This is a genomic window from Polaromonas sp. P1_F9, from assembly GCF_056405615.1.
Genome location: NZ_JBFUBT010000004.1, coordinates 152309 through 173858, shown reverse-complemented (window position 1 = coordinate 173858; position 21550 = coordinate 152309). Strand labels below are relative to the sequence as shown.

The 21550-nt window shown below is 62.8% G+C and carries 27 protein-coding genes; 24 read left to right on the top strand and 3 right to left on the bottom strand.

Features of this window, described 5'->3' with window-relative positions; genetic code table 11:
- Window positions 1-85 precede the first annotated feature (85 nt).
- The 20 genes from AC1DYR_RS12390 to tatC all read left to right on the top strand — a co-directional run bounded on the left by AC1DYR_RS12390 (window position 86) and on the right by tatC (window position 14310).
- Window positions 86-736: an MlaC/ttg2D family ABC transporter substrate-binding protein gene (locus AC1DYR_RS12390; RefSeq protein ID WP_477705355.1), complete on the top strand. Its 651-nt coding sequence runs from the start codon at window positions 86-88 to the stop codon at window positions 734-736.
- 13 nt (window positions 737-749) lie between these two features.
- A complete protein-coding gene (locus tag AC1DYR_RS12385) occupies window positions 750-1031 on the top strand; it encodes an STAS domain-containing protein (RefSeq protein ID WP_477669872.1) in 282 nt (93 codons plus the stop codon).
- 100 nt (window positions 1032-1131) lie between these two features.
- Window positions 1132-2097: an ABC transporter ATP-binding protein gene (locus AC1DYR_RS12380; protein ID WP_477705354.1), complete on the top strand. Its 966-nt coding sequence runs from the start codon at window positions 1132-1134 to the stop codon at window positions 2095-2097.
- The gene (locus AC1DYR_RS12375) at window positions 2094-2849 is read left to right on the top strand and encodes an ABC transporter permease (protein ID WP_477705353.1); all 756 of its coding nucleotides are present in this window, start codon (window positions 2094-2096) and stop codon (window positions 2847-2849) included. Before AC1DYR_RS12380 ends, AC1DYR_RS12375 begins: the two co-directional genes overlap by 4 nt.
- A gap of 12 nt (window positions 2850-2861) precedes the next feature.
- Window positions 2862-3107 carry a BolA family protein gene (locus AC1DYR_RS12370; RefSeq protein ID WP_477649156.1) on the top strand — a complete coding sequence of 82 codons (246 nt, stop codon included), beginning with the start codon at window positions 2862-2864 and terminating at the stop codon, window positions 3105-3107.
- Between the two features lie 6 nt (window positions 3108-3113).
- Complete coding sequence (murA, locus tag AC1DYR_RS12365) at window positions 3114-4388, top strand: UDP-N-acetylglucosamine 1-carboxyvinyltransferase (RefSeq protein ID WP_477705352.1); 1275 nt, start codon at window positions 3114-3116, stop codon at window positions 4386-4388.
- Window positions 4385-5026 (top strand): ATP phosphoribosyltransferase, encoded by a 642-nt coding sequence (hisG, locus tag AC1DYR_RS12360; RefSeq protein WP_477705351.1) that lies wholly within the window; start codon window positions 4385-4387, stop codon window positions 5024-5026. The genes murA and hisG overlap by 4 nt, the downstream gene beginning before the upstream one ends.
- Before the next feature lie 11 nt (window positions 5027-5037).
- Window positions 5038-6357, top strand: a complete 1320-nt coding sequence (hisD, locus tag AC1DYR_RS12355) for a histidinol dehydrogenase (RefSeq protein ID WP_477705913.1) — start codon at window positions 5038-5040, stop codon at window positions 6355-6357.
- Window positions 6358-6491: 134 nt separating this feature from the next.
- On the top strand, window positions 6492-7583 hold the full coding sequence (gene hisC / locus AC1DYR_RS12350) for a histidinol-phosphate transaminase (RefSeq protein ID WP_477705350.1): 1092 nt from the start codon (window positions 6492-6494) through the stop codon (window positions 7581-7583).
- Window positions 7580-8188: an imidazoleglycerol-phosphate dehydratase HisB gene (gene hisB / locus AC1DYR_RS12345; protein ID WP_477705349.1), complete on the top strand. Its 609-nt coding sequence runs from the start codon at window positions 7580-7582 to the stop codon at window positions 8186-8188. Before hisC ends, hisB begins: the two co-directional genes overlap by 4 nt.
- Window positions 8189-8317: 129 nt before the next feature.
- Window positions 8318-9007 (top strand): imidazole glycerol phosphate synthase subunit HisH, encoded by a 690-nt coding sequence (gene hisH, locus AC1DYR_RS12340; protein ID WP_477705348.1) that lies wholly within the window; start codon window positions 8318-8320, stop codon window positions 9005-9007.
- 94 nt (window positions 9008-9101) lie between these two features.
- Window positions 9102-9842, top strand: a complete 741-nt coding sequence (gene hisA, locus AC1DYR_RS12335) for a 1-(5-phosphoribosyl)-5-[(5-phosphoribosylamino)methylideneamino]imidazole-4-carboxamide isomerase (protein ID WP_477705347.1) — start codon at window positions 9102-9104, stop codon at window positions 9840-9842.
- A 127-nt stretch (window positions 9843-9969) separates the two neighbouring features.
- Entirely contained in the window at window positions 9970-10770 is an 801-nt protein-coding gene (hisF, locus tag AC1DYR_RS12330; protein WP_477705346.1) for an imidazole glycerol phosphate synthase subunit HisF, read from the top strand.
- 198 nt (window positions 10771-10968) lie between these two features.
- Window positions 10969-11385 (top strand): phosphoribosyl-AMP cyclohydrolase, encoded by a 417-nt coding sequence (gene hisI, locus AC1DYR_RS12325; RefSeq protein ID WP_477705345.1) that lies wholly within the window; start codon window positions 10969-10971, stop codon window positions 11383-11385.
- The gene (locus AC1DYR_RS12320; protein WP_477686074.1) at window positions 11372-11755 is read left to right on the top strand and encodes a phosphoribosyl-ATP diphosphatase; all 384 of its coding nucleotides are present in this window, start codon (window positions 11372-11374) and stop codon (window positions 11753-11755) included. Before hisI ends, AC1DYR_RS12320 begins: the two co-directional genes overlap by 14 nt.
- 85 nt (window positions 11756-11840) lie before the next feature.
- Window positions 11841-12188 carry a DUF4870 family protein gene (locus tag AC1DYR_RS12315; RefSeq protein WP_477705344.1) on the top strand — a complete coding sequence of 116 codons (348 nt, stop codon included), beginning with the start codon at window positions 11841-11843 and terminating at the stop codon, window positions 12186-12188.
- 21 nt (window positions 12189-12209) lie between these two features.
- Window positions 12210-12569, top strand: coding sequence for a histidine triad nucleotide-binding protein (locus tag AC1DYR_RS12310; protein WP_477705343.1), 360 nt, complete (start codon window positions 12210-12212; stop codon window positions 12567-12569).
- 146 nt (window positions 12570-12715) lie between these two features.
- On the top strand, window positions 12716-12955 hold the full coding sequence (tatA, locus tag AC1DYR_RS12305; protein WP_477705342.1) for a Sec-independent protein translocase subunit TatA: 240 nt from the start codon (window positions 12716-12718) through the stop codon (window positions 12953-12955).
- A gap of 16 nt (window positions 12956-12971) precedes the next feature.
- Window positions 12972-13439, top strand: a complete 468-nt coding sequence (gene tatB, locus AC1DYR_RS12300; protein ID WP_477705341.1) for a Sec-independent protein translocase protein TatB — start codon at window positions 12972-12974, stop codon at window positions 13437-13439.
- Between the two features lie 70 nt (window positions 13440-13509).
- Window positions 13510-14310, top strand: coding sequence for a twin-arginine translocase subunit TatC (tatC, locus tag AC1DYR_RS12295; RefSeq protein WP_477705340.1), 801 nt, complete (start codon window positions 13510-13512; stop codon window positions 14308-14310).
- A gap of 152 nt (window positions 14311-14462) precedes the next feature.
- Here tatC and AC1DYR_RS12290 read toward each other — a convergent pair whose 3' ends face one another.
- Window positions 14463-15620, bottom strand: coding sequence for a S1C family serine protease (locus AC1DYR_RS12290; protein WP_477705339.1), 1158 nt, complete (start codon window positions 15618-15620; stop codon window positions 14463-14465).
- 243 nt (window positions 15621-15863) lie between these two features.
- Between AC1DYR_RS12290 and AC1DYR_RS12285 the strand changes: the two genes are divergently transcribed.
- Together AC1DYR_RS12285 and AC1DYR_RS12280 are read left to right on the top strand one after the other, a co-directional pair.
- Window positions 15864-16469 carry a chalcone isomerase family protein gene (locus AC1DYR_RS12285; protein WP_477705338.1) on the top strand — a complete coding sequence of 202 codons (606 nt, stop codon included), beginning with the start codon at window positions 15864-15866 and terminating at the stop codon, window positions 16467-16469.
- A 34-nt stretch (window positions 16470-16503) separates the two neighbouring features.
- Window positions 16504-17265, top strand: a complete 762-nt coding sequence (locus tag AC1DYR_RS12280) for a Nif3-like dinuclear metal center hexameric protein (RefSeq protein WP_477705337.1) — start codon at window positions 16504-16506, stop codon at window positions 17263-17265.
- 17 nt (window positions 17266-17282) lie between these two features.
- Here AC1DYR_RS12280 and AC1DYR_RS12275 read toward each other — a convergent pair whose 3' ends face one another.
- The gene (locus tag AC1DYR_RS12275; protein WP_477705336.1) at window positions 17283-18620 is read right to left on the bottom strand and encodes a diguanylate cyclase domain-containing protein; all 1338 of its coding nucleotides are present in this window, start codon (window positions 18618-18620) and stop codon (window positions 17283-17285) included.
- Between the two features lie 208 nt (window positions 18621-18828).
- Here AC1DYR_RS12275 and pdxA point away from each other — a divergent pair, with 208 nt between their 5' ends.
- On the top strand, window positions 18829-19863 hold the full coding sequence (gene pdxA / locus AC1DYR_RS12270) for a 4-hydroxythreonine-4-phosphate dehydrogenase PdxA (protein ID WP_477705335.1): 1035 nt from the start codon (window positions 18829-18831) through the stop codon (window positions 19861-19863).
- A gap of 281 nt (window positions 19864-20144) precedes the next feature.
- Here the strand turns inward: pdxA and mscL are convergent, their stop codons facing one another.
- Window positions 20145-20570: a large conductance mechanosensitive channel protein MscL gene (mscL, locus tag AC1DYR_RS12265; RefSeq protein WP_457279696.1), complete on the bottom strand. Its 426-nt coding sequence runs from the start codon at window positions 20568-20570 to the stop codon at window positions 20145-20147.
- A gap of 293 nt (window positions 20571-20863) precedes the next feature.
- On the opposite strand from mscL, the gene petA reads away from it, so the two are divergent.
- Window positions 20864-21499 carry a ubiquinol-cytochrome c reductase iron-sulfur subunit gene (gene petA, locus AC1DYR_RS12260; protein ID WP_457279695.1) on the top strand — a complete coding sequence of 212 codons (636 nt, stop codon included), beginning with the start codon at window positions 20864-20866 and terminating at the stop codon, window positions 21497-21499.
- Window positions 21500-21550: the final 51 nt, after the last annotated feature.

Here is a 21550-nt window from a genome sequence, read left to right as displayed (position 1 = left end):
ATCGAACCATCGGTTGCAGCAGCGACGTATCTATACGGGGTACTGCAATTTTCGCAACCGCATGCTTCTTCAAAGAAGGAAAGTCATGAAACGTAGAACACTTGGCCATTTATTCACCGCCGCCCTCAGTCTGGCCCTGATGGGGTCCGCGCCTCTCGTTCGCGCAGCCGATGAGGCACCCGATGCCCTGATCAAGCGCGTCTCGGCCGATGTGCTGGACAACATCAAGACAGACAAGGCTGTGAAAGCCGGTGACCTCACCAGGGTGCTCGCGCTCGTCGATAGCAAGATCATGCCCAACGTGAACTTCACGCGCATGACGGCCTCTGCCGTCGGCCGCAACTGGCGCCAGGCCACGCCTGAGCAGCAAAAAAAGCTACAGGACGAGTTCAAGACCCTGCTGATCCGCACCTATTCAGGCGCACTGGCACAGGTCAGTGACCAAAGCGTCAACGTCAAGCCCTTGCGCGCAGCACCGGAAGATACGGAGGTCGTCGTCCGCACTGAAGTTCTGGGCCGGGGCGATCCAATCCAGCTGGATTACCGTATGGAAAAGACCGCCACGGGCTGGAAGATCTATGACCTCAACGTGCTGGGCGTCTGGCTGGTGGAAACCTACCGTACCCAGTTCGCCCAGGAAATCAGCGCCAAGGGCGTTGATGGCCTGATCGCTTCCCTGGTTCAGCGCAATCAGTCCAATACCGGCGCAGGCGCGGCTGTTGCCAAGAAGCCCTGAGCGGGCATCGCCAGTGCTGACGCTTCCTTCTGTCCTCACGCATGCCGAGGCTGCCGGGTTTGCCCTCGGCCTCAAGCAGGCCGTGCTGTCCCAGCCGGCCGGCGTGGTGGCCGATGCAGGCGCGCTGAAGGAGTTTGACTCCTCCGCGCTGGCGGTGCTGCTGGAGTGCCGGCGTGAAGCGCTGGCTGCCGGCAAGGCGTTTTCGGTGGCTGGCTTGCCGGCTCGCCTGCGTCAGTTGGCAGGCCTGTATGGCGTGGCAGAGCTGATTCCCGCCGCTGCCGCCCCGGCGGCCTGAGACGCCGCTTTCGGGTTTCTTCCCCCATCGGGGTTCTGACGCAGGGCATTCAGCCGCCGACCCGGATAAAAACAGCATCCGCCCTTAAAATGGCGGGCTCATGCCAGCGATCTCATTTCAGTCCGTCTCCAAAACCTACTCATCCACGCGAAATCAGACGGGGCCTGCTGTCAAGGCGCTGGACGACGTCAGTTTTGATATCCGGCAAGGCGAATTTTTTGGCTTGCTGGGCCCTAACGGCGCCGGAAAAACCTCTCTCATCAGCATACTCGCCGGCCTTTCGCGCGCGAGCAGCGGCCGGGTCCTGGTGCATGGCAGCGACGTGCTCACCGACTATGCCAATGCAAGGCGAAAACTCGGCGTCGTACCCCAGGAGCTGGTGTTTGACCCCTTTTTCTCCGTGCGCGAGGCGCTGCGCATCCAGTCCGGCTATTTCGGCATCAAACGCAACGACGACTGGATCGACGAACTGCTGGTCAGCCTGGGGCTGGCCGACAAGGCCAATGCCAACATGCGCCAGCTCTCCGGCGGCATGAAGCGCCGCGTGCTGGTGGCGCAGGCGCTGGTGCACAAGCCGCAGGTCATCGTGCTGGACGAGCCCACTGCGGGCGTTGATGTCGAACTGCGCCAGACGCTGTGGCAGTTCATCGCCAAACTCAACAAACAGGGAAGCACGGTGCTGCTGACCACGCACTACCTCGAAGAAGCCGAGGCCCTGTGCAGCCGTATCGCCATGCTCAAGCAGGGGCGGGTGGTGGCGCTGGCGCAAACATCCGAGCTGCTCAAGGCCGCGTCCTCCAATGTGCTGCGCTTCAAGATCGACAGCGAATTGCCGGTACACCTGGCCGCGCAGGCCCGCATCACCGGCCGCATCGTGCAGTTCCCGGCGCATAACGCCAATGAAATCGAACAATACCTCGCGGCCATCCGTGAGGCGGGGCTGATAGCGGAAGACGTTGAAATCCGCAAGGCCGACCTGGAAGACGTGTTTCTGGACGTTATGAACAAAAAGCCGGTTGCCGACACCGCAGGCGTGACGGTAGATTTCGCGAAAGTAGCAACATGACTGGCTGGCAAACACTGCTCTACAAGGAAACCCTGCGCTTCTGGAAAGTGGGTTTCCAGACGGTCGGAGCCCCGGTGTTGACCGCCGTGCTCTACATGCTGATCTTTGGCCACGTGCTGCAGGATCAGGTCAAGGTTTACGACCAGGTCAGCTACACCGCCTTCCTGGTGCCGGGTCTCGTGATGATGAGCGTGCTGCAGAACGCGTTCGCCAACAGCTCTTCCTCGCTGATCCAGAGCAAGATCATGGGCAGCCTGGTGTTTGTGCTGCTCACACCGCTGTCGCACTGGCACTGGTTTTTTGCGTACGTCGGCTCGTCCGTCGCGCGTGGCCTGCTGGTGGGCACCGGCGTGTTTGCCGTCACCGTGTTTTTTGGACAGCCCGCTTTTGTGGCGCCGCTGTGGATTGTGCTGTTTGCGGTGCTGGGCGCCGCCATGCTGGGTGCGTTGGGCGTGATTGCCGGCCTCTGGTCTGAAAAGTTCGACCAGATGGCGGCCTTCCAGAACTTTGTCATCATGCCGATGACCTTTTTGAGCGGTGTGTTTTATTCGATTCACTCGCTGCCACCGTTTTGGCAAAAGGTCAGCCACCTCAACCCGTTTTTCTACATGATTGATGGCTTCCGTTATGGATTCTTTGGTGTCAGCGATGTATCTCCCTGGTTGAGTCTGGGCATCGTGGCCACCGCGCTATTCGTCGTCAGCGCAGTCGCCGTCAACATGCTGCGCACCGGCTACAAAATAAGACACTGACTGAACAACAACATGACCAGCGAAGAACTCCAAGCCATCATTGCCGCAGGCCTGCCCTGTGAGCACATCGAGCTGTCGGGCGACGGCCGCCACTGGTACGCGACAATCATCTCCAGTGCCTTTGAGGGCCTGCGCTTGATCCAGCGCCACCAGAAGGTGTACGCCACGCTGGGTGGCCGCATGCAGACCGACGAAGTGCATGCGCTGTCGATGAAGACCTATACGCCCGCGGAATGGGCCAACAACAATACGCAATAAAAGAACATGGACAAATTACTCATCAGGGGCGGCAAATCACTCGCCGGCACGGTCGAAATTTCCGGCGCCAAGAATGCCGCGCTCCCGGAGCTTTGTGCAGCCCTGCTGACGGCCGACACGGTGACGCTGCAGAATGTGCCGCGCCTGCAGGATGTGGCCACCATGCTCAAGCTGGTGCGCAACATGGGCGTGCAGGCCGAACGCAGCCAGGACGTGCCCAGCACCGTGGTTCTCAATGCCGGTGGCCTGAGCTCACCGGAAGCCCCTTATGAGCTCGTCAAAACCATGCGCGCTTCCGTGCTGGCCCTCGGCCCGCTGCTGGCGCGCTTTGGCGAAGCGACTGTGTCACTGCCCGGCGGTTGCGCCATTGGTTCGCGCCCGGTCGACCAGCACATCAAGGGCATGCAGGCCATGGGCGCTGAAATCGCCGTGGAGCACGGCTACATGATCGCCAAGCTGCCGCCTGGTCAGAAGCGACTCAAGGGCACCAGCATCACCACCGACATGGTGACGGTGACCGGCACTGAAAACTTCCTGATGGCGGCCAGCCTGGCAGAAGGCGAAACCATCCTGGAGAACGCCGCGCAGGAGCCCGAGATTGGCGACCTGGCTGAAATGCTCATCAAGATGGGCGCGAAAATTGAAGGGCACGGCACGCGCCGCATCCGTATTCAGGGCGTCGAGCACCTGCATGGCTGCACCCACCAGGTGGTGGCCGACCGCATTGAAACCGGCACCTTCCTGTGCGCGGTGGCCGCTGCCGGTGGCGACGTGGTCTTGAAGCACGGCCGCGCCGACCACCTCGATGCCGTGATCGACAAGCTGCATGAAGCCGGCGCCGTGGTGACTGCGGGCGAGGGATTTATCCGCATCCAGGCCAGCGGCCGCATGAAGGCGCAATCCTTCCGCACGACCGAATATCCCGGCTTCCCGACCGACATGCAGGCCCAGTTCATGGCGCTGAACGCCATTGCACAGGGCAGCAGCACGGTGACCGAGACGATTTTTGAAAACCGCTTCATGCACGTCAACGAAATGGTACGTCTGGGCGCGAAGATCCAGATCGACGGCAAGATCGCCGTCATGGAGGGCGTTGAAAAGTTGTCGGGTGCCACCGTGATGGCCACTGATTTGCGCGCCTCCGCCAGCCTGGTGATTGCCGGCCTGGTGGCCGAAGGTGAAACCATGGTGGACCGTATTTACCATCTGGACCGCGGCTACGACCAGATGGAAGCAAAACTGCGCGGAATCGGTGCCGACATAGAGCGAGTCAAGGCATGATCACCCTGGCGTTATCCAAAGGCCGCATCTTCGACGACATCCTGCCGCTGCTCAAAAGCGCCGGCATCGAGGTGCTGGACGACCCGGAAAAATCCCGCAAGCTGATTCTGGACACCAACCAGCCCGGCCTGCGCGTGGTGCTGGTGCGCGCCACCGACGTGCCCACCTATGTGCAGTACGGCGGCGCCGATCTCGGTGTGGTCGGCAAAGACACGCTGATCGAATCGGGCAGCCAGGGCCTGTACCAGCCGCTCGATTTGCAGATCGCCAAGTGCCGCATCAGTGTGGCTGTGCGCGAGGGTTTTGACTACGCCGCCGCCGTGCGCCAGGGCTCGCGCCTGAAAGTGGCCACCAAGTACGTGGCGATTGCCCGCGACTTTTTCGCCACCAAGGGCGTGCACGTCGACTTGATCAAGCTCTACGGCAGCATGGAGCTGGCACCGCTCACGGGCCTGGCCGACGCGATTGTCGACCTGGTGTCGACCGGCAGCACGCTCAAGGCCAACCACCTGGTCGAGGTCGAACGCATCATGGACATCAGCTCGCACCTCGTCGTGAACCAGACCGCGCTCAAGCTCAAGCAAGAGCCCATTCGCAAGCTGATCGATGCCTTCGCCGCTGCCACAGCCAAATCTTGAGTTTTGATGCTATGAAATTAATAGCTGCTCCCGCACGTTTATCAACGGCTACGGCCACTTTTGATACTGAATTCAAGGCTAGGCTGCATTGGTCTGCCGACACCGACGCGGCCATCGAGCAGCGCGTGGCCGACATTCTGGCGGACGTGCAGCAGCGTGGCGATGCGGCGGTGCTTGAATACACGGCGCGATTTGACGGGCTGGACGTTTCTTCCATGGGCCAGCTTGAACTCACCCAGGCCGAGCTGAAAGCCGCGTTCGATGCCATCCCGGCTGCCCAGCGTGATGCCCTCGAAGCCGCCGCACGCCGTGTGCGCAGCTACCACGAGGCCCAGAAGAAGGCCAGCGGCGAAAGCTGGAGCTACCGCGACGAAGACGGCACCTTGCTGGGCCAGAAGGTCACGCCACTCGACCGCGTCGGCATCTATGTGCCCGGCGGCAAAGCGGCCTACCCGTCGTCGGTGCTGATGAACGCGATTCCCGCCCACGTGGCCGGTGTCGGCGAAATCATCATGGTGGTCCCCACGCCCAAGGGCGAGAAAAACGCCCTGGTGCTGGCCGCCGCCTACGTGGCCGGCGTCACTCGCGCCTTCACCATCGGCGGTGCGCAGGCTGTGGCCGCACTGGCCTACGGCACGCAGACCGTGCCCAAGGTCGACAAGATTACCGGCCCCGGCAACGCCTATGTGGCCAGCGCCAAAAAGCGCGTTTTCGGCACCGTGGGCATCGACATGATTGCCGGCCCGTCTGAAATCCTGGTACTGGCCGACGGCAGCACGCCCGCCGATTGGGTGGCCATGGACTTGTTCAGCCAGGCCGAGCACGACGAGCTCGCGCAAAGCATCCTGCTGTGCCCCGACGCCGGCTACATCGACGCCGTGCAGGCCGCCATCGACCGCCTGCTGCCCGAGATGCCGCGCGCCGAGATCATTGCCAAATCCCTCACCGGCCGCGGCGCGCTAATCCACACCCGCAGCATGGAAGAGGCCTGCGAGATCAGCAACCGCATCGCACCCGAACACCTCGAAGTCTCAAGCCGCGACCCGCACGAGTGGGAGCCACTGCTCAAGCACGCTGGCGCCATCTTCCTGGGCGCCTATACCAGCGAATCACTGGGCGACTACTGCGCCGGCCCCAACCACGTGCTGCCCACCAGCGGCACGGCACGCTTCAGCTCGCCGCTGGGCGTCTACGATTTCCAGAAACGCTCCAGCCTCATCGAGGTCAGCGAAGCCGGTGCGCAAGTCCTCGGCAAGATCGCCGCAGAACTTGCTTATGGCGAGGGCCTGCAGGCGCATGCGCGGGCGGCCGAGATGAGAATGAAAAAATGAGCGCAGCAAGCGACAAGTCAGACCTCTCCTCACCAGCCGGGGCCGCGGAACCGGCTTTGCCGGGCCGCAGGCGCAGCGCCCCTCTTCTTGGTGAAAGGGGCAGCGTACCGCCGAAGGCACGCGAAGCGACAAGCGTGGGGGCCCACATCTTTCGCCAGGACGTGCAGTCCATGCACGCCTATGCCATTCAGGAATCGGCCGGCATGGTCAAGCTCGATGCCATGGAGAACCCGCACCGCCTGCCGGCATCGCTGCAGGCCCATCTGGGTCAGCGACTGGGTGCGCTGGCATTGAACCGCTATCCCGATGGCCGCGTGAATGATCTGCGCAAGGCCCTGGCCGACTATGCGCAGATGCCCGAGGGCTTCGACATCATGCTGGGCAATGGCTCGGACGAGCTGATCTCGCTGCTGGCCATGGCCTGCGATGTGGAAGGCGAAGCAGGAAGCGGCGGCCGGCCAGCCGCCGCGATATTGGCGCCGCTGCCAGGCTTTGTGATGTACGCCATGAGCGCGCAGCTGCAAGGCCTCAAATTCATCGGCGTGCCGCTGACGGCCGACTTCGAGCTCGACGAAGCCGCCATGCTGGCCGCCATTGCCGAGCACCAGCCGTCCATCATTTACCTGGCCTACCCGAACAACCCGACGGCCAACCTGTGGGACGACGCGGTGATTGAAAAGATCATCGAAGCCGCGCCCGGCCTGGTTGTTATGGACGAGGCCTACCAGCCGTTTTCGAGCAAAAGCTACATCGACCGCATCGCCAGGCATGGCCATGTGCTGCTGATGCGCACCCTGAGCAAGTTCGGCCTGGCCGGCGTGCGCATCGGCTACATGATGGGCCCGAAGGCGCTGATCGCCGAAGTTGACAAGGTACGCCCGCCCTACAACATCAGCGTGCTCAACTACGAATGCGCGTTGTTCGCGCTGGAGCACCAGGGTGAATTCGCCGCCCAGGCCGCGGAGCTGGTGGCCCAACGTGCTGTGTTGCTGCAGGCCCTGGCCGGCATGGCGGCCAAGGGCGTCAAAGCCTGGAAAAGCGACGCCAACATGATCCTGGTGCGCGTGCCCGACGCCGCCAAAACCTTCGAAGGCATGAAATCGCGCAAGGTCCTGGTCAAAAACGTTTCTAAAATGCACCCATTGCTGGCCAATTGTTTGCGCCTGACGGTCGGCACCGCGGACGAGAACGTGCAAATGCTGGCGGCGCTTGAAAAATCCCTATGACCATCCCTACCCACGCTCCCCGCATTGCCGAGGTTTCACGCAACACCGCTGAAACCCAGATCACCGTCAAGCTCAACCTGGACGGCACCGGCAAAGCCAGCCTCTCCACGGGCATCGGTTTTTTCGACCACATGCTGGACCAGATCGCCCGCCACGGGTTGATCGACCTCGACATCCAGGCCAAGGGCGATTTGCACATTGATGGCCACCACACGGTGGAAGACGTGGGCATTACGTTGGGGCAAGCAGTGGCCAAGGCCGTGGGCGACAAGAAAGGCCTGCGTCGCTACGGCCACGCCTATGTGCCGCTCGACGAGGCACTGTCGCGCGTGGTGGTCGATTTCTCGGGCCGTCCGGGCCTTGAGATGCATGTGCCCTTCAAGAGCGGCATGATCGGCACTTTCGACAGCCAGCTCGCCTACGAATTCTTTCAGGGCTTTGTGAACCACGCCTTTGTGACCTTGCACATCGACAACCTCAAGGGCGAAAACGCCCACCACCAGGCCGAAACCGTGTTCAAGGCATTTGCCCGCGCGCTGCGCATGGCGCTGGAGATCGACCCGCGCGCCGCAGGTGTGATCCCATCGACCAAGGGCTCGCTGTAGTCCTCCCAACCGCCCAAAACGCTGGAAACACGTTCAACCCTGTTTTTTAATGCCTGTTTTCGCCTCTGGCCCAATAGTGGCAAGCGCAAGCAGCTATTAAATTTATAGCAACAATACCTTTCGACCCCAATGGCAAAACCCAAAACAGTCGCCGTGGTCGACTACGGCATGGGCAACCTGCATTCCGTATCACAGGCTGTCCGCCATGTGGCGGGCGGCAGCGGCTTTGACGTGCTGGTCACCTCCCGGGCCGAAGACGTGATGTCGGCCGAACGCATCGTGCTGCCCGGCCAGGGTGCCATTGCCGACTGCATGCGCGAGCTGGCCGAATCCGGCATGCTGGAGTCGGTGCTGCACGCGGCCGCCAACAAGCCGCTGTTCGGCGTTTGTGTTGGCATGCAGATGCTGCTGAGCCACAGCGACGAAGGCCAGCCCGGCGACGGCGGCGTGGGCACCGCCGGCCTGGGCCTGATCCCGGGTGAGGTCATCAAATTCGAGCTGGCAGGCAAAATCCAGCCCGACGGCAGCCGTTACAAGGTGCCGCAGATGGGCTGGAACCAGGTTTACCAAAATGGTGCGGGCACGGCCAGGGCCCACCCGGTATGGGCTGGCGTGCCCGACGGCGCGTACTTTTATTTTGTACACAGCTTTTATGCCCGGCCGTCGGATGCACACCACATCGCGGGAGAGGCCGACTACGGCGCGCGCTTTACGGCGGCGATTGCACGCGATAATATTTTTGCCACCCAGTTCCACCCCGAAAAGAGTGCCGACCACGGGCTGGCCCTGTACCGCAATTTCCTGCACTGGAATCCCTGAATACCTTGGGTCAGACCCGGTACCGGGGCGTCCGGCTTTTTGTTACCCTGAGCGTCCGCTTTGTCTTTTACCGTTTTACCGTCTTTAACCGCACATGCTACTTATCCCCGCGATTGACCTGAAAGACGGTCACTGCGTCCGCCTCAAACAGGGCGACATGGATCAATCCACCATCTTCAGCGAAGACCCGGCCGCCATGGCGCGCAGCTGGGTCGACAAGGGCGCGCGGCGCCTGCACCTGGTGGACCTGAATGGCGCCTTTGCAGGCAAGCCCCGCAACGAGGCCGCCATCAAGCAGATCCTGGCGGAAGTCGGCAGCGAGATCGACGTGCAGCTGGGCGGCGGCATTCGTGACCTGGACACTATTGAACGTTACCTCGATGCCGGCTTGCGCTACGTCATCATCGGCACGGCCGCTGTCAAAAACCCCGGCTTTTTGCAAGACGCTTGTACCGCTTTCGGCGGCCACATCATCGTTGGCCTGGACGCCAAGGACGGCAAGGTCGCCACCGACGGCTGGAGCAAGATGACCGGCCACGAGGTCGTAGACCTCGGCAAGAAATTCCAGGACTACGGCGTCGAATCCATCATCTACACCGATATCGGCCGCGACGGCATGCTGACCGGCATCAACATCGACGCCACCGTCAAGCTCGCCCAGGCACTGACGATTCCCGTGATCGCTTCGGGCGGCCTTTCGAACATGGCTGATATTGAGAAGCTGTGTGAAGTCGAGGAAGAGGGCGTCGAGGGCGTGATCTGCGGCCGCTCGATTTACAGCGGTGATCTGGATTTCGAAAAAGCGCAGGCGAGAGCCGACGAATTAAACGGATGACTGCTACTCCAAGGGTTAGTGGCTCTTCACGCCAGCAGGGGCCGCGGAACCGGCTTTGCCGGGCCGCAGGCGCAGCGGCCCCCTCGGGGGGCAGGGAGCTACACGCAGTGAGCGACCGTGGGGGCTTATGTTAGCCAAACGAATCATCCCTTGCCTAGACGTCACCGGCGGCCGTGTGGTCAAAGGTGTCAATTTCACCCAGCTGCGCGACGCGGGTGACCCGGTGGAAATTGCTGCGCGCTACAACGAGCAGGGCGCCGATGAGCTCACCTTTCTCGACATCACAGCCACCAGCGACGGGCGTGATCTGATCCTGCCCATCATCGAGGCGGTGGCTTCGCAGGTCTTCATTCCTCTTACCGTGGGCGGCGGTGTTCGCACCGTTGAGGACGTTCGCCGCCTTCTCAACTCCGGCGCCGACAAGACCAGTTTCAACTCGGCCGCCATCGCCAACCCGCAGGTGATCGCCGACGCTTCCGCCAAATATGGCTCGCAGTGCATCGTGGTGGCAATCGACGCCAAACGCCGCGGCGCGGAAGACGAAAAGCGCCTTACGCCCGCCGGCGAACCGGTCGGCCCGGGCTGGGACGTCTACAGCCACGGCGGGCGCAAGAACACCGGCCTGGACGCCGTGGCCTGGGCCACCGAGATGGCGCGTCGCGGTGCCGGCGAGATTTTGCTGACCAGCATGGACCGCGACGGCACCAAGTCGGGCTTTGACCTGGCCCTGACCCGCGCGGTGAGCGATGCCATTAGCGTGCCGGTGATCGCCTCGGGCGGCGTCGGCAACCTGGAGCACCTGGCCGACGGCATACAAAACGGCGGCGCCGACGCGGTGCTGGCCGCCAGCATCTTTCATTACGGCGAATACACGGTGCAGCAGGCCAAGCAGCACATGGCTGCACGCGGTATTCCTGTGAGGTTGTAGTTTTTAGAGTTTCGGCATCCAGCCCTTACCCCGCATGCGCAAGCAGCTATCGATTTGATAGTGACTACTTGCAAGCCGCCCCTGCTCTCCCAAACCAGCATGAGCCGCGGGACTGGCTTTGCCAGACCGCAGGCGGGCGGCCCCCTCGGGGGGCAGGGAGCACACGAAGTGAGCGACCGTGGGGGCGATAATACTTTTATGAACTGGTTAGATGAAGTCAGCTGGGACGACAAGGGCCTGATCCCTGTCATTGCACAGGAAGCCTCCAGCGGCGATGTGCTCATGTTCGCCTGGATGAACCGCGAGGCGTTGAAAAAAACCGCCGAGCTCGGCCAGGCTGTGTATTTCAGCCGCTCGCGCGGGCGCCTCTGGCACAAGGGTGAAGAGTCCGGCAACCAGCAAACGGTGCATGAGATCCGCCTGGACTGCGACAACGACGTGATCCTGCTCAAGGTGACGCAGCTGGGCCACACGCCGGGCATCGCTTGCCACACGGGCCGCCACAGCTGCTTTTTCAGTGTGTATAAAGACGGCCAATGGGTGGTGACCGAGCCGGTCCTGAAAGACCCGACAACCATGTACAAACAGACTCCCGGCAAACATGACCACGAATGACTCCCTCCAGCGCCTGGCGCAGATCATCGAAAGCCGCAAGGCTGCCAATGGCGGCGACCCGGACACCAGCTATGTGGCGCGCCTGCTGCATAAAGGCCCCGACGCCTTCCTGAAAAAAATCGGTGAAGAAGCCACGGAAACGGTGATGGCGGCCAAGGACATCGACCACGGCGGGCCCACGGCGGAGCTCAAGGGCAAGCTGGTTGGCGAAGTGGCCGACCTGTGGTTTCACAGCCTGATCGCGCTGGCGCATTACGGCCTCAGCCCGCTGGACGTGATTGCCGAGCTGGAGCGCCGCGAAGGCACCAGCGGCATCGAGGAAAAAGCCCTGCGCAAGGCCCAGCGCCGTGATGCGGCCGAAAAGCCCTGAGCCGGGCATTGCTGGCTGGCATTACCTGTGGCTGATTTTCTTCCCCCTGTATCGCCTCATATCGCTTTGACTGGAACCTGAACGCATGGAAACCGACCTGGCCGAATTCGAAGGCAAGAATCCCAACGACCGCACCATCATGCATGTGCTGTACGGTCTGCACACGCTGGCCTGGTTCAGCGGCGGTGTGTTTGCGGTGATCGCCGTCATCATCAACTACATTCGCCGTGCGGATGAAACCGATCCGCTCTATATCGACCACCACAGCTACATGATCCGCACCTTCTGGTGGACGCTGGCCTGGCTGGTGCTGCTGTCGCCGCTGTGGCTGTTGATTGTGCCGGGGTGGGCGGCCTATGGCATTGTCTGCCTCTGGTACCTGTACCGCTGCGTGCGTGGCTGGATGCGTTTTAACAGCCACCGTCCTGCGTAATTCCTTGAGTCACGCCCAGCCATGAACCATTCCGACACCTGCATTTTCTGTAAGATCGCCGCGGGCACCATCCCAAGCCGGAAGGTGTACGAAGACGACGAGCTGTACGCTTTTCACGACATCAACCCGTGGGCGCCCGTGCATTTCCTGATCATTCCGAAGGACCACATTCCGTCCATGGCCCAGGTCGGCCCTGAGCACGCTGCCTTGCTGGGCCGGATGATGGTGCTGGCTCCCAGGCTGGCGATGGAGCAGGGCTGCAACCCTTATCCGGAGGGCGGCTACCGGATCGTGACCAATACCGGCGCCGAAGGCGGGCAAGAGGTGCATCACCTGCACTTTCACGTGATCGGAGGGCCTCGTCCATGGCTGAAAGGTTGAGTTTTATTGAACCCTCGTGGGTGCCTGGCCTCTAACCACCCTGTCCGGCGGGTGGTATTAGCCGTTTGAGAGGGCCTGGCCTTTAGAATCAACATATCGGCCGCTCAAACCGGCCAAACCTGCAATTTCATATTTAGGAGCAAATCATGGGTGGACTGAGCTGGATTCACTGGTTGATCGTGTTGCTGATCGTGGTCATGATCTTCGGTACTAAAAAACTCAAGAATATGGGCAGCGACCTGGGTGGCGCCGTCAAGGGATTCAAGGACGGTATGAAGGACGGCAACCAGCCTCCCGCCGATGTGCCTGTGCCGCCTGCCAGCGTAACCAACGCTCAGGCAGCCGACAAGACGACGATCGACGTCGAAGCCCGTCAAAAGTCCTGATCCGGCCTGACGTTCAGTGATTGATCTTGGCATTTCCAAAATGGCGCTGATCGGTGCCGTGGCGCTGATCGTCATCGGCCCGGAAAAGCTGCCGCGCGTGGCGCGCACCGTGGGCACGCTGCTGGGCAAGGCGCAGCGTTATGTGGCCGACGTCAAAAACGAGGTCAACCGCTCCATGGAGCTGGACGAGCTCAAGAAGATGAAGGAAACCGTCGAGGGCGCTGCCCGCGACGTCGAGAACACCATCCAGACCAACGCCAGCGATTTTGAAAAATCCTGGGCCGAAGCCACGGGCGAGTCGTCTTCCGGCGCCTTGCCGGGCATGGAAATCTTCCCCGAGTACAAACACCCGAAAAAGAAGTGGCGGCTCAAGCAGGGCGCGACGCCCCAGTGGTACAAGGCGCGTTCCGGCGTACGAACCAAGGCCCAGTCAGGCGCCGCCCGGGTGGCGCGCTTCCGTCCGCAGCCGGGCCGCATGCCTTGAGCTGCTTTCCTGCTGATTCCTTCCTGTTTGCGTGCCTCCCCGCGCAGTCCCACCGGCACAAATTTCTCCCATGAGCGACCCCAACACCGAGAAGCCCGACGAACTCGCAGGCACCGAGCAGCCCTTTGTGCAGCACCTCATGGAGCTGCGCGACCGGATGATCAGGGCGGTGATCGCCATCGGCATTGCCGCGATCGTGCTGGCATTTTTCCCCGGTCCGGGTGCGCTTTACGACATCCTGGCCGCGCCGCTGGTGGCCTCGCTGCCCAAGGGCGCCACGCTGATTGCCACCAACGTGATTTCGCCTTTCGTTGTGCCGATCAAGATTTTGTTCATGGCGGCCTTCATGATCGCGCTGCCGGTAGTGCTCTACCAGGTGTGGGCTTTTGTGGCGCCCGGCCTTTATTCGCACGAGAAAAAACTCGTGATGCCGTTGGTGGTCTCCAGCACGCTGCTGTTTTTTGTCGGGGTGGCGTTTTGTTATTTCGTGGTGTTCGGCCAGGTGTTTCATTTCATCCAGAGCTTTGCCCCCAAGTCGATCACCGCCGCGCCAGACATCGAGGAGTACCTCAATTTCGTCCTCGGCATGTTTCTGGCCTTCGGGCTGGCTTTTGAAGTGCCGATCGCGGTGATTTTGCTGGTGCGCATGGGTGTACTCAGCGTGGCCCAGTTGCGCGAATACCGCGGTTACTTCTGGGTTGCGGCAGCCGTCGGCACCGCGCTGGTGACGCCGCCTGATGCGGGTTCGATGCTCATGCTGCTGGGCGTGGTCGGCGGCCTGTATGAGGTCGGCATCATCGCCGCGCAGGTGTTCGTCAAGCACACCAAAAAGCCCGAAGACGACGCCGAAGCCGAGGCGGCCCAGTCTTGATTGAGCTGGGGCTTTACGCCCCCGCCCTATGTGCAGGGCATCTCAAGAATTTCAGATAAAAATGGCTGCAGCCCAATATGGACGGACGCAAGCGGCTACTAATTCGATAGCATCTTCACAGGGATAGGAGCGGGCTCAACGTGCGCGGCCGTTCAGCGCTGCTGAACCTTGGGCCGCTGGCGCTTGCCGGGCGTCACCGGGATCTCGGTCTGCTTGTCCTTGCGCAGTACCGTCAACGGCGCCGGCGTACCGGGCTTGAGGGCCGCAACAGCGGTCAACAACTGGCTCACGTTGTGCACGCCCTTGCCGTTCACGGCGGTGATCACATCGCCAGGCAGAAGGCCGGCTTGCGCGGCCGGGCCGTTTTGCAGAACGCCGGTGATAATGACACCGCCTTCTTTGGCCGCAGCCGCCGGAAGGCCGAATGTTTCGGCCAGTTCGGGGTTGAGGTCCTGCGGCTCCACGCCGATCCAGCCCCGCGTGACCTGGCCGTCCTTCACAATGCCGTCAAGCACCAGCTTCGCGGTCGACACCGGGATGGCAAAACCAATGCCCATGGAGCCGCCCGAGCGTGAATAAATGGCGGTGTTGATGCCCATCAGGTTGCCGTTCACGTCGACCAGCGCACCGCCCGAGTTGCCGGGGTTGATGGCGGCATCGGTCTGGATGAAATTTTCAAAGGTGTTGATGCCCAGCTGGTTGCGGCCCAGCGCGCTCACGATGCCGCCGGTGACCGTCTGGCCCACGCCAAACGGGTTGCCGATGGCCAGAACTGCGTCGCCCACCTGCAGGGTGTCGGAGTTGCCCAGCACGATGACGGGCAGCTTGTCCAGGTCGATCTTGAGGATGGCCAGGTCGGTGTCGGGGTCGGTGCCTATGACTTGTGCTTTTGCCTTGCGTGTGTCGTTGAGGATGACTTCGATCTCGTCGGCGCCTTCCACCACGTGGTTGTTGGTCAGGATGTAGCCGCTGGCGCTGATGATGACGCCGCTGCCCAGTCCGCCCTGCGGTTCATTGGGGCTCTGGTCGCCGAAGAAAAACTTGAACCACGGGTCTTCGGCATGCGGGTTTTTGGCAGCGGCCTTGCTGGTGTTGATGCTGACCACCGCCGCAGAAGCAATTTTGGCCGCCGACGCGAAGCCGCTTCCGGCGCCGCCGCTGCGCGGCGCGCTGCCGGCCGGAGCCTCGATGACGGACACGCCCGGCATGTTGCCGCGGTCCAGCCACTGCGGCTTGAGCGTGGCCACCACGAAGTAGGCCGCCAGCAGGACGGTGACGGTTTGGGAAAAAAGAAGCCAGGTGCGTTTCATGAGGCGTGAGGGTCGGCGTGCCGGTACGAAGGTGCGGAAGACGAAAGGGGGCGGGAATCCGGGGCGGCACAGGGCCGGAAGGGGCGCGGCGCCAACTGATGGAGTTTATCGCTTCGGGTTCCCGCTCGCTGTAAGGAAGCACGCCGGCTGGCTCCGGTACCATGTTCCTGGCTGCCGCAAGGCCGCAGCCGCGGGCAGCCTGAACCGCTGCCTGCGGTCAACAACCATAACGGAGGTGACAACATGCATCAGTGTTCAAGGCGGACTTGGCTCGCGCGTGGCGCGGCCGCATTGACAGCGGGTTCGGCGGGACTGGCATTGCCGGTTCTGGCCGCACCCACGGCGACGAAATTTCCAGCCAGTGTGGCGGCGCAGGGCACCACACTGCAGCTCAACGGCGCCGGCACCCGCTTCAAGGCCATTTTCAAGGTCTATGACATGGCCCTGTACACCAGCCGCAAGGTCTCGTCGGCCGACGAGGCGATGAAGCTGGGCACGCCCATCCGCCTGGCTTTTGTGGCGCTGCGCGAAGTCTCAGGCACCGACCTGGGCCGGCTCTTCCTGCGCGGCATGGCCGACAACTCAAGCCGCGACGCGGTCAGCCGCCACTCGGTGTCGAGCAACCGGCTGATCGACATCTTCTCGGGCCGCAGCAAGCTGATGCCGGGCGATTCGTTCGCGATGGAGTTTGCTCCGGGCAAGGGCACCAGCTTTTTCATCGCCGAGCAGCCGCAGGGCGCAGCGGTCGGTGATGCGGAGTTCTTTCGCATGGTGCTGGGCATCTGGCTGGGGTCCGTTCCGGCGGACTTCATGCTCAAGGACGCTTTGCTGGGCCTTGAGAAAAGCTGATCGTCCTGAAGCAGCGCCCTGAGACAATGGGGCCATGAGCACCACACGACAGGACTTGCTGCAGGCCTTTGACACGCTTTTGCAGCCCGCGCGCTTCAAGGACTACGGCCCCAACGGCCTGCAGGTCGAAGGCAAACCGTCGGTCGGCAAGATCGTTTCCGGCGTTACCGCCAGCCTGGCGCTGATTGAAGCGGCGATTGCGGCGCAGGCCGACGCCGTGTTTGTGCACCACGGCCTGTTCTGGCGTGGCCAGGACGGCCGCGTGACGGGCTGGATGAAGCAGCGCCTGGCCTTGTTGCTGGCGCACGACATCAACCTCTATGCCTACCACCTGCCGCTGGATGCGCACCCCGAGCTCGGCAACAACGCCCAGCTGGGCTTGCAACTGGGCCTCACGGCGACGGGGCGCTTCGGCGAACAGGACCTGGGTTTTATCGGCGGGCGTGTCGGCGGAGGGCAGTTTTCAGATGCCGGCGCACTGGCAATACATGTTGAAAAAATACTTAATCGGGCTGTAACCAAAGCAGGGCCAGCGCAAACAGCTATCAAAAACATAGCATGGTGCACGGGCGGCGCGCAGGGGTATTTTGAGGCGGCGATTGCCGCAGGCGCCGACGCCTTCATCACCGGCGAGATTTCCGAACCCCAGGCGCACTACGCGCGCGAGATGGGCGTGGTCTTTATTGCCTGCGGGCACCACGCCTCCGAGCGCTACGGCGCGCCGGCCGTGGCGGCGCAGGTTGCCACGCAGCTCGGCCTGGCCCACCAGTTCATCGACATCGACAACCCGGCCTGAAGCGTTTCTTGCGGGGATCAGGCCGGCTTGTGGCGCTGCCGCCCGGCGCGGCTGGCGTTGGGGCTGGCGGGTTTGCCCCGCAGCGGGCTTTGCGGCGTGGCGTTTCGCAGCGCATGCCAGCTGGAACCCAGCTCGGCATGCTCCACCGGCACGGCGGTGCGGGTTTCCGGGTCCAGCAGCGCAGCGCGGGAGCGCATGGCGCGGGCAGCTTGCGCCACAGACTGCGCTTCGTGCAGCAGCTGGGCGACGTCCTTGCCGGCGACCGACAGATGAACGATGCCGACGGCAATGTCCGGCTTGATCCGGGCACGACCCCCGCCAAGGGCCGTCACGTCCATCGGGCGGCGCAGGTCGGAGGCCACACGCAGGCCCAGGGTGCGTATCCAGCGCGGCGAATGCATGGTTTCCAGCAGCACGACAAAGCAGCGGTCGTAGTAGCGGCCGGCCGGGTTGACGGCGCCCGTGTGGCGCTGGATGCGGCGCGCCATCTGGATATAGATTTCGTTCAGGCCGGCCTGGCCGATCTGGGGCAGCAGGCTTTCGGGTTCGAACAGCAGCACGGCCATCAGCGCGCCGTCGCGCCGCGTGCGCAGACGCCGGCGCTGCGCGCGGATGATTTTCTGCACCATCGCCACGCCGTCATAGAGCTGGGTGATCGGGTCATGCCCCGACGCTTCGCCGTGCTTCAATTGCCGGGTCTGCCGGTTGCGCAGCCACAGCATGGCGGCCGTGATGACCACACTGAGCAGGGCTGCCATGGCCACGCCGGCCTGCAGCGGCAGTGAAAACCGGGTAGGGCTCAGCGCCAGGCTGTACAGGCCGATCTGCGCGGGCAGCGTCAGCAGGCAGCCCAGCGCCAGGCCCCAGGCCAGCCGGTCACCGAGTTGCGTGGCGCGCACCGACAGCCACAGCACCACGGAAAGATTGACGACGGCGAGCGTTGCCGAGGCGGGCAGGGCCCACTGCGGCTCCAGTAGCAGGCAGAGCGGCCCACCGGCGATGCAGACCAGCGTGATGGTGAGCAGGCTGACCTTCATCAAGTGGTCGCGCTGGTGGGCCGACAGCCATTTGCTGGCGCCGAAGCTGCCCATCGACGCGCAAGCCGGCCCGACAAGGAGTTGCGCAATGCCTAGCGACTCCTTGCCGTCCGGCCAGAGCTCCATGGGCAGGCCGCACAACAGCATCACCACCAGCCAGCAAAGCGCGAGGTAAGCCAGGGTCTGCCAGGCAGCGCGGGTGCGGCTGTAAAGGGCATCGGCCAGGGCCAGCAGCAGCACCAGGCCAAGTGCGCCGGCCGCAGCACTCCACAGCATCATTTCACCGTCGGACATCAGGACGGGCATGGCAGCATTCATGGCAGGCTGATGTCCTGTGCGCCGGCAAGCTGCCGCTGCGATGTGGTTTGCGCCAAAATACCCCCAGCATGCATTTGACCGTCCCCCCTGAATTCATTGATCCGGCGCCGCGCTGTGCAGCCGGTGTGTTGACCTGTTTCTTTGTGATTATGGGCTGTCCTGTAACCAAATGCACCCTGCGGCCGCAATTCACCGCGACGCCCGGCTTGTGAACAAGCCGCTGCTCATCACCATGGGTGACGCCGCCGGCATCGGCCCGGAGATCATCGCCAGGGCTTTTCGCGATGCGCCCGTTGAAATGGCGGGCTGCGCCGTGGTGGGTGATGTCGCCACAATGCGCCGCGCTGCTGCGTTGACAGCGTCCCCGCTGGCGTTGCCGGTGGCCAGGCTGGACACCCTGGCCGATGCGGCGGGGGTACCCCCCCATTGCATCGGGGTGTTGCAAAAATGCGAGTTGGAGGCCGTGCCTTACGGCCAGGTCAATGCGCGGGCGGGCCAGGCTGCGGCCGACTGCATCGTCTGGGCTGCCCGCAGCGTGCTGGCCGGTGAGGCCTGTGCCATGGTGACGGCACCCATCCACAAGGAGGCATTGGCAGCGGCCGGCGGCTGGGCGGCGGCCTTTCCGGGCCACACCGAAATGCTCCAGGCTGAAGCGGCCGCTTTTCTGGGTAAATCGGCGGCGGACGTGCCGGTGCGCATGATGCTGGCCAATGATGAACTCAAGACCGTGTTGGTGAGCATTCACATGTCGCTGCGGCGCGCCATTGAGGCCGTCACCTATGACAACGTGTTGCAGACCTTGCGCATCACCCATCGCGCGGTGGCTGCCAGCCTGGGCCGGGCACCGCGCATTGCGGTGGCAGGGCTGAATCCGCACGCCGGTGAAGGCGGACTGTTCGGCAGCGAAGAGCAGGCCATCATCGCGCCGGCCATCGCTGCCGCTCGCGCAGAAGGGCTGGATGTGAGCGGTCCCTTCGCACCCGACACGGTATTCATGCGCGCGCGCCATGCCGCCGGCAAGCCCGGCGAGTTTGACGTGGTGGTGGCGATGTACCACGACCAGGGGCTGATCCCGGTCAAATACCTGGGCGTGGAGCAGGGCGTGAATGTGACGCTGGGCCTGCCGCTGGTACGCACGAGCCCCGACCACGGCACGGCGTTTGACATCGCCGGCACGGGGCGCGCGGACGCATCCAGCTTGCTGGCGGCTGTTCGCATGGCGCGCCAGCTTGTTGCCGGCTAAAAATCAAGCGAAATCGGGCTCTGGCCCAATAGCAGTCTGCGCTAGCAGCTATTAAATCAATAGCATAGCCATGTCTTCGCAAGCGGGGGCCGCGGTCTGGCTTTGCCAGCCGCAAGGCGCCGTCCCCTGCAGGGGAGAGGCCCGCTACACGAAGTGAGCGGGCAACAGGGGGGTAGATATCTTTCAAGCGGGGGCCGCGGTCTGGCTTTGCCAGCCGCAAGGCGCCGTCCCCTGTAGGGGAGAGGCCCGCTACACGAAGTGAGCGAGCCACAGGGGGGTGCTTACTTTTTTAGGCTGTCGCGGATTTCGCGCAGCAGCACGATGTCTTCAGGCGGCGCGGCGGGCGGTGGTGCAGCTTCGTGGTGACGTTTGAGCCGGTTGATCTGCTTGACCATCAGGAAAATGATGAAAGCGAGGATGACGAAGTTGACGCTCACCGTCAGGAAGTGGCCGTAGGCAAAGACCGGGACGCCGGCTTTTTTGAGGGCTTCAAGCGACATGTCGGTGCCCGGCGGCACGGTGCCCAGCAATACGTACATGCTGGAAAAGTCCAGCTTGCCGAAGACCAGGCCCACCAGCGGCATGATCAGGTCGCTCACCACGGCGTCGACGATCTTGCCGAAAGCGGCGCCAATGATCACGCCTACGGCCAGATCGATCACATTGCCCTTGACGGCAAATTCCTTGAATTCCTGCATCATTCCCATTAGTCTCTCCTGTTATTGGCAGCGGTTGCCGGCCGTGCCGGTGTTCTGCGAAAAAAATGATTATGAAGGCTGGGCGTGTTTTCGGGCGGCGCGGAAGGGTCGGCTTGCAACAAAGTATGCGAAGGCGGCCGGCTGCCTTAAAAACAGGCACTTCCAGCCCAGCCATGCGGGCCGCCACCGCCCGGGCCGGGCCCTCTGCCTTGAAAAACGACATCGCGCTCCGCTACAATTGCGGGTTGACCCCACTAAGCCTCCCACCAAGCCTATTTCAAGCCAGTTCTTGAAGGACTCTCATGACCCAAGCAAGCGAAGCAAGCGCGAACGGTGTGCCCCACGGCGCCCCCGTCGATAAAGATAAAAGAAACTGGCTCGTGGCCACCTGCGCTGTAGGCGGCGCAGGCGTTGCAGCCACCGCAATCCCCTTTGTCAGCACTTTCCAGCCCTCCGAAAAAGCCAAGGCTGCCGGTGCGGCCGTCGAGGTCGATATTTCCGGCGTGAAACCCGGCGAAAAGATCACGGTGGAATGGCGCGGCAAGCCCGTCTGGATCATCAAACGCACGCCCGAGCAGCTCGCCGAGCTGCCCAAGGTCGACGCCCTCCTGGCCGACCCCAAATCCGAGCGCAAGCCCGACGAACTGACCCCTGAATACGCCCGCAACGAAAACCGTTCCATCAAGCCCGAAACGCTGGTGGTGGTGGGCATCTGCTCGCACCTGGGCTGCTCGCCTTCCGACAAGTTCCAGCCTGGCGCGCAGCCTTCGCTGCCCAACGACTGGGCCGGCGGCTTCCTCTGCCCCTGCCATGGCTCGACCTTCGACATGGCCGGCCGCGTGTACAAGAACAAGCCCGCGCCGGACAACCTGGAAGTGCCGCCGCACATGTACCTCTCGGACACCCGTCTGCTGATTGGTGAAGACAAGAAGGCCTGAAGGCGCTTGCCGTAACCCGCGTTAACCAAGCTCCTTCACAAGACCCTGTAG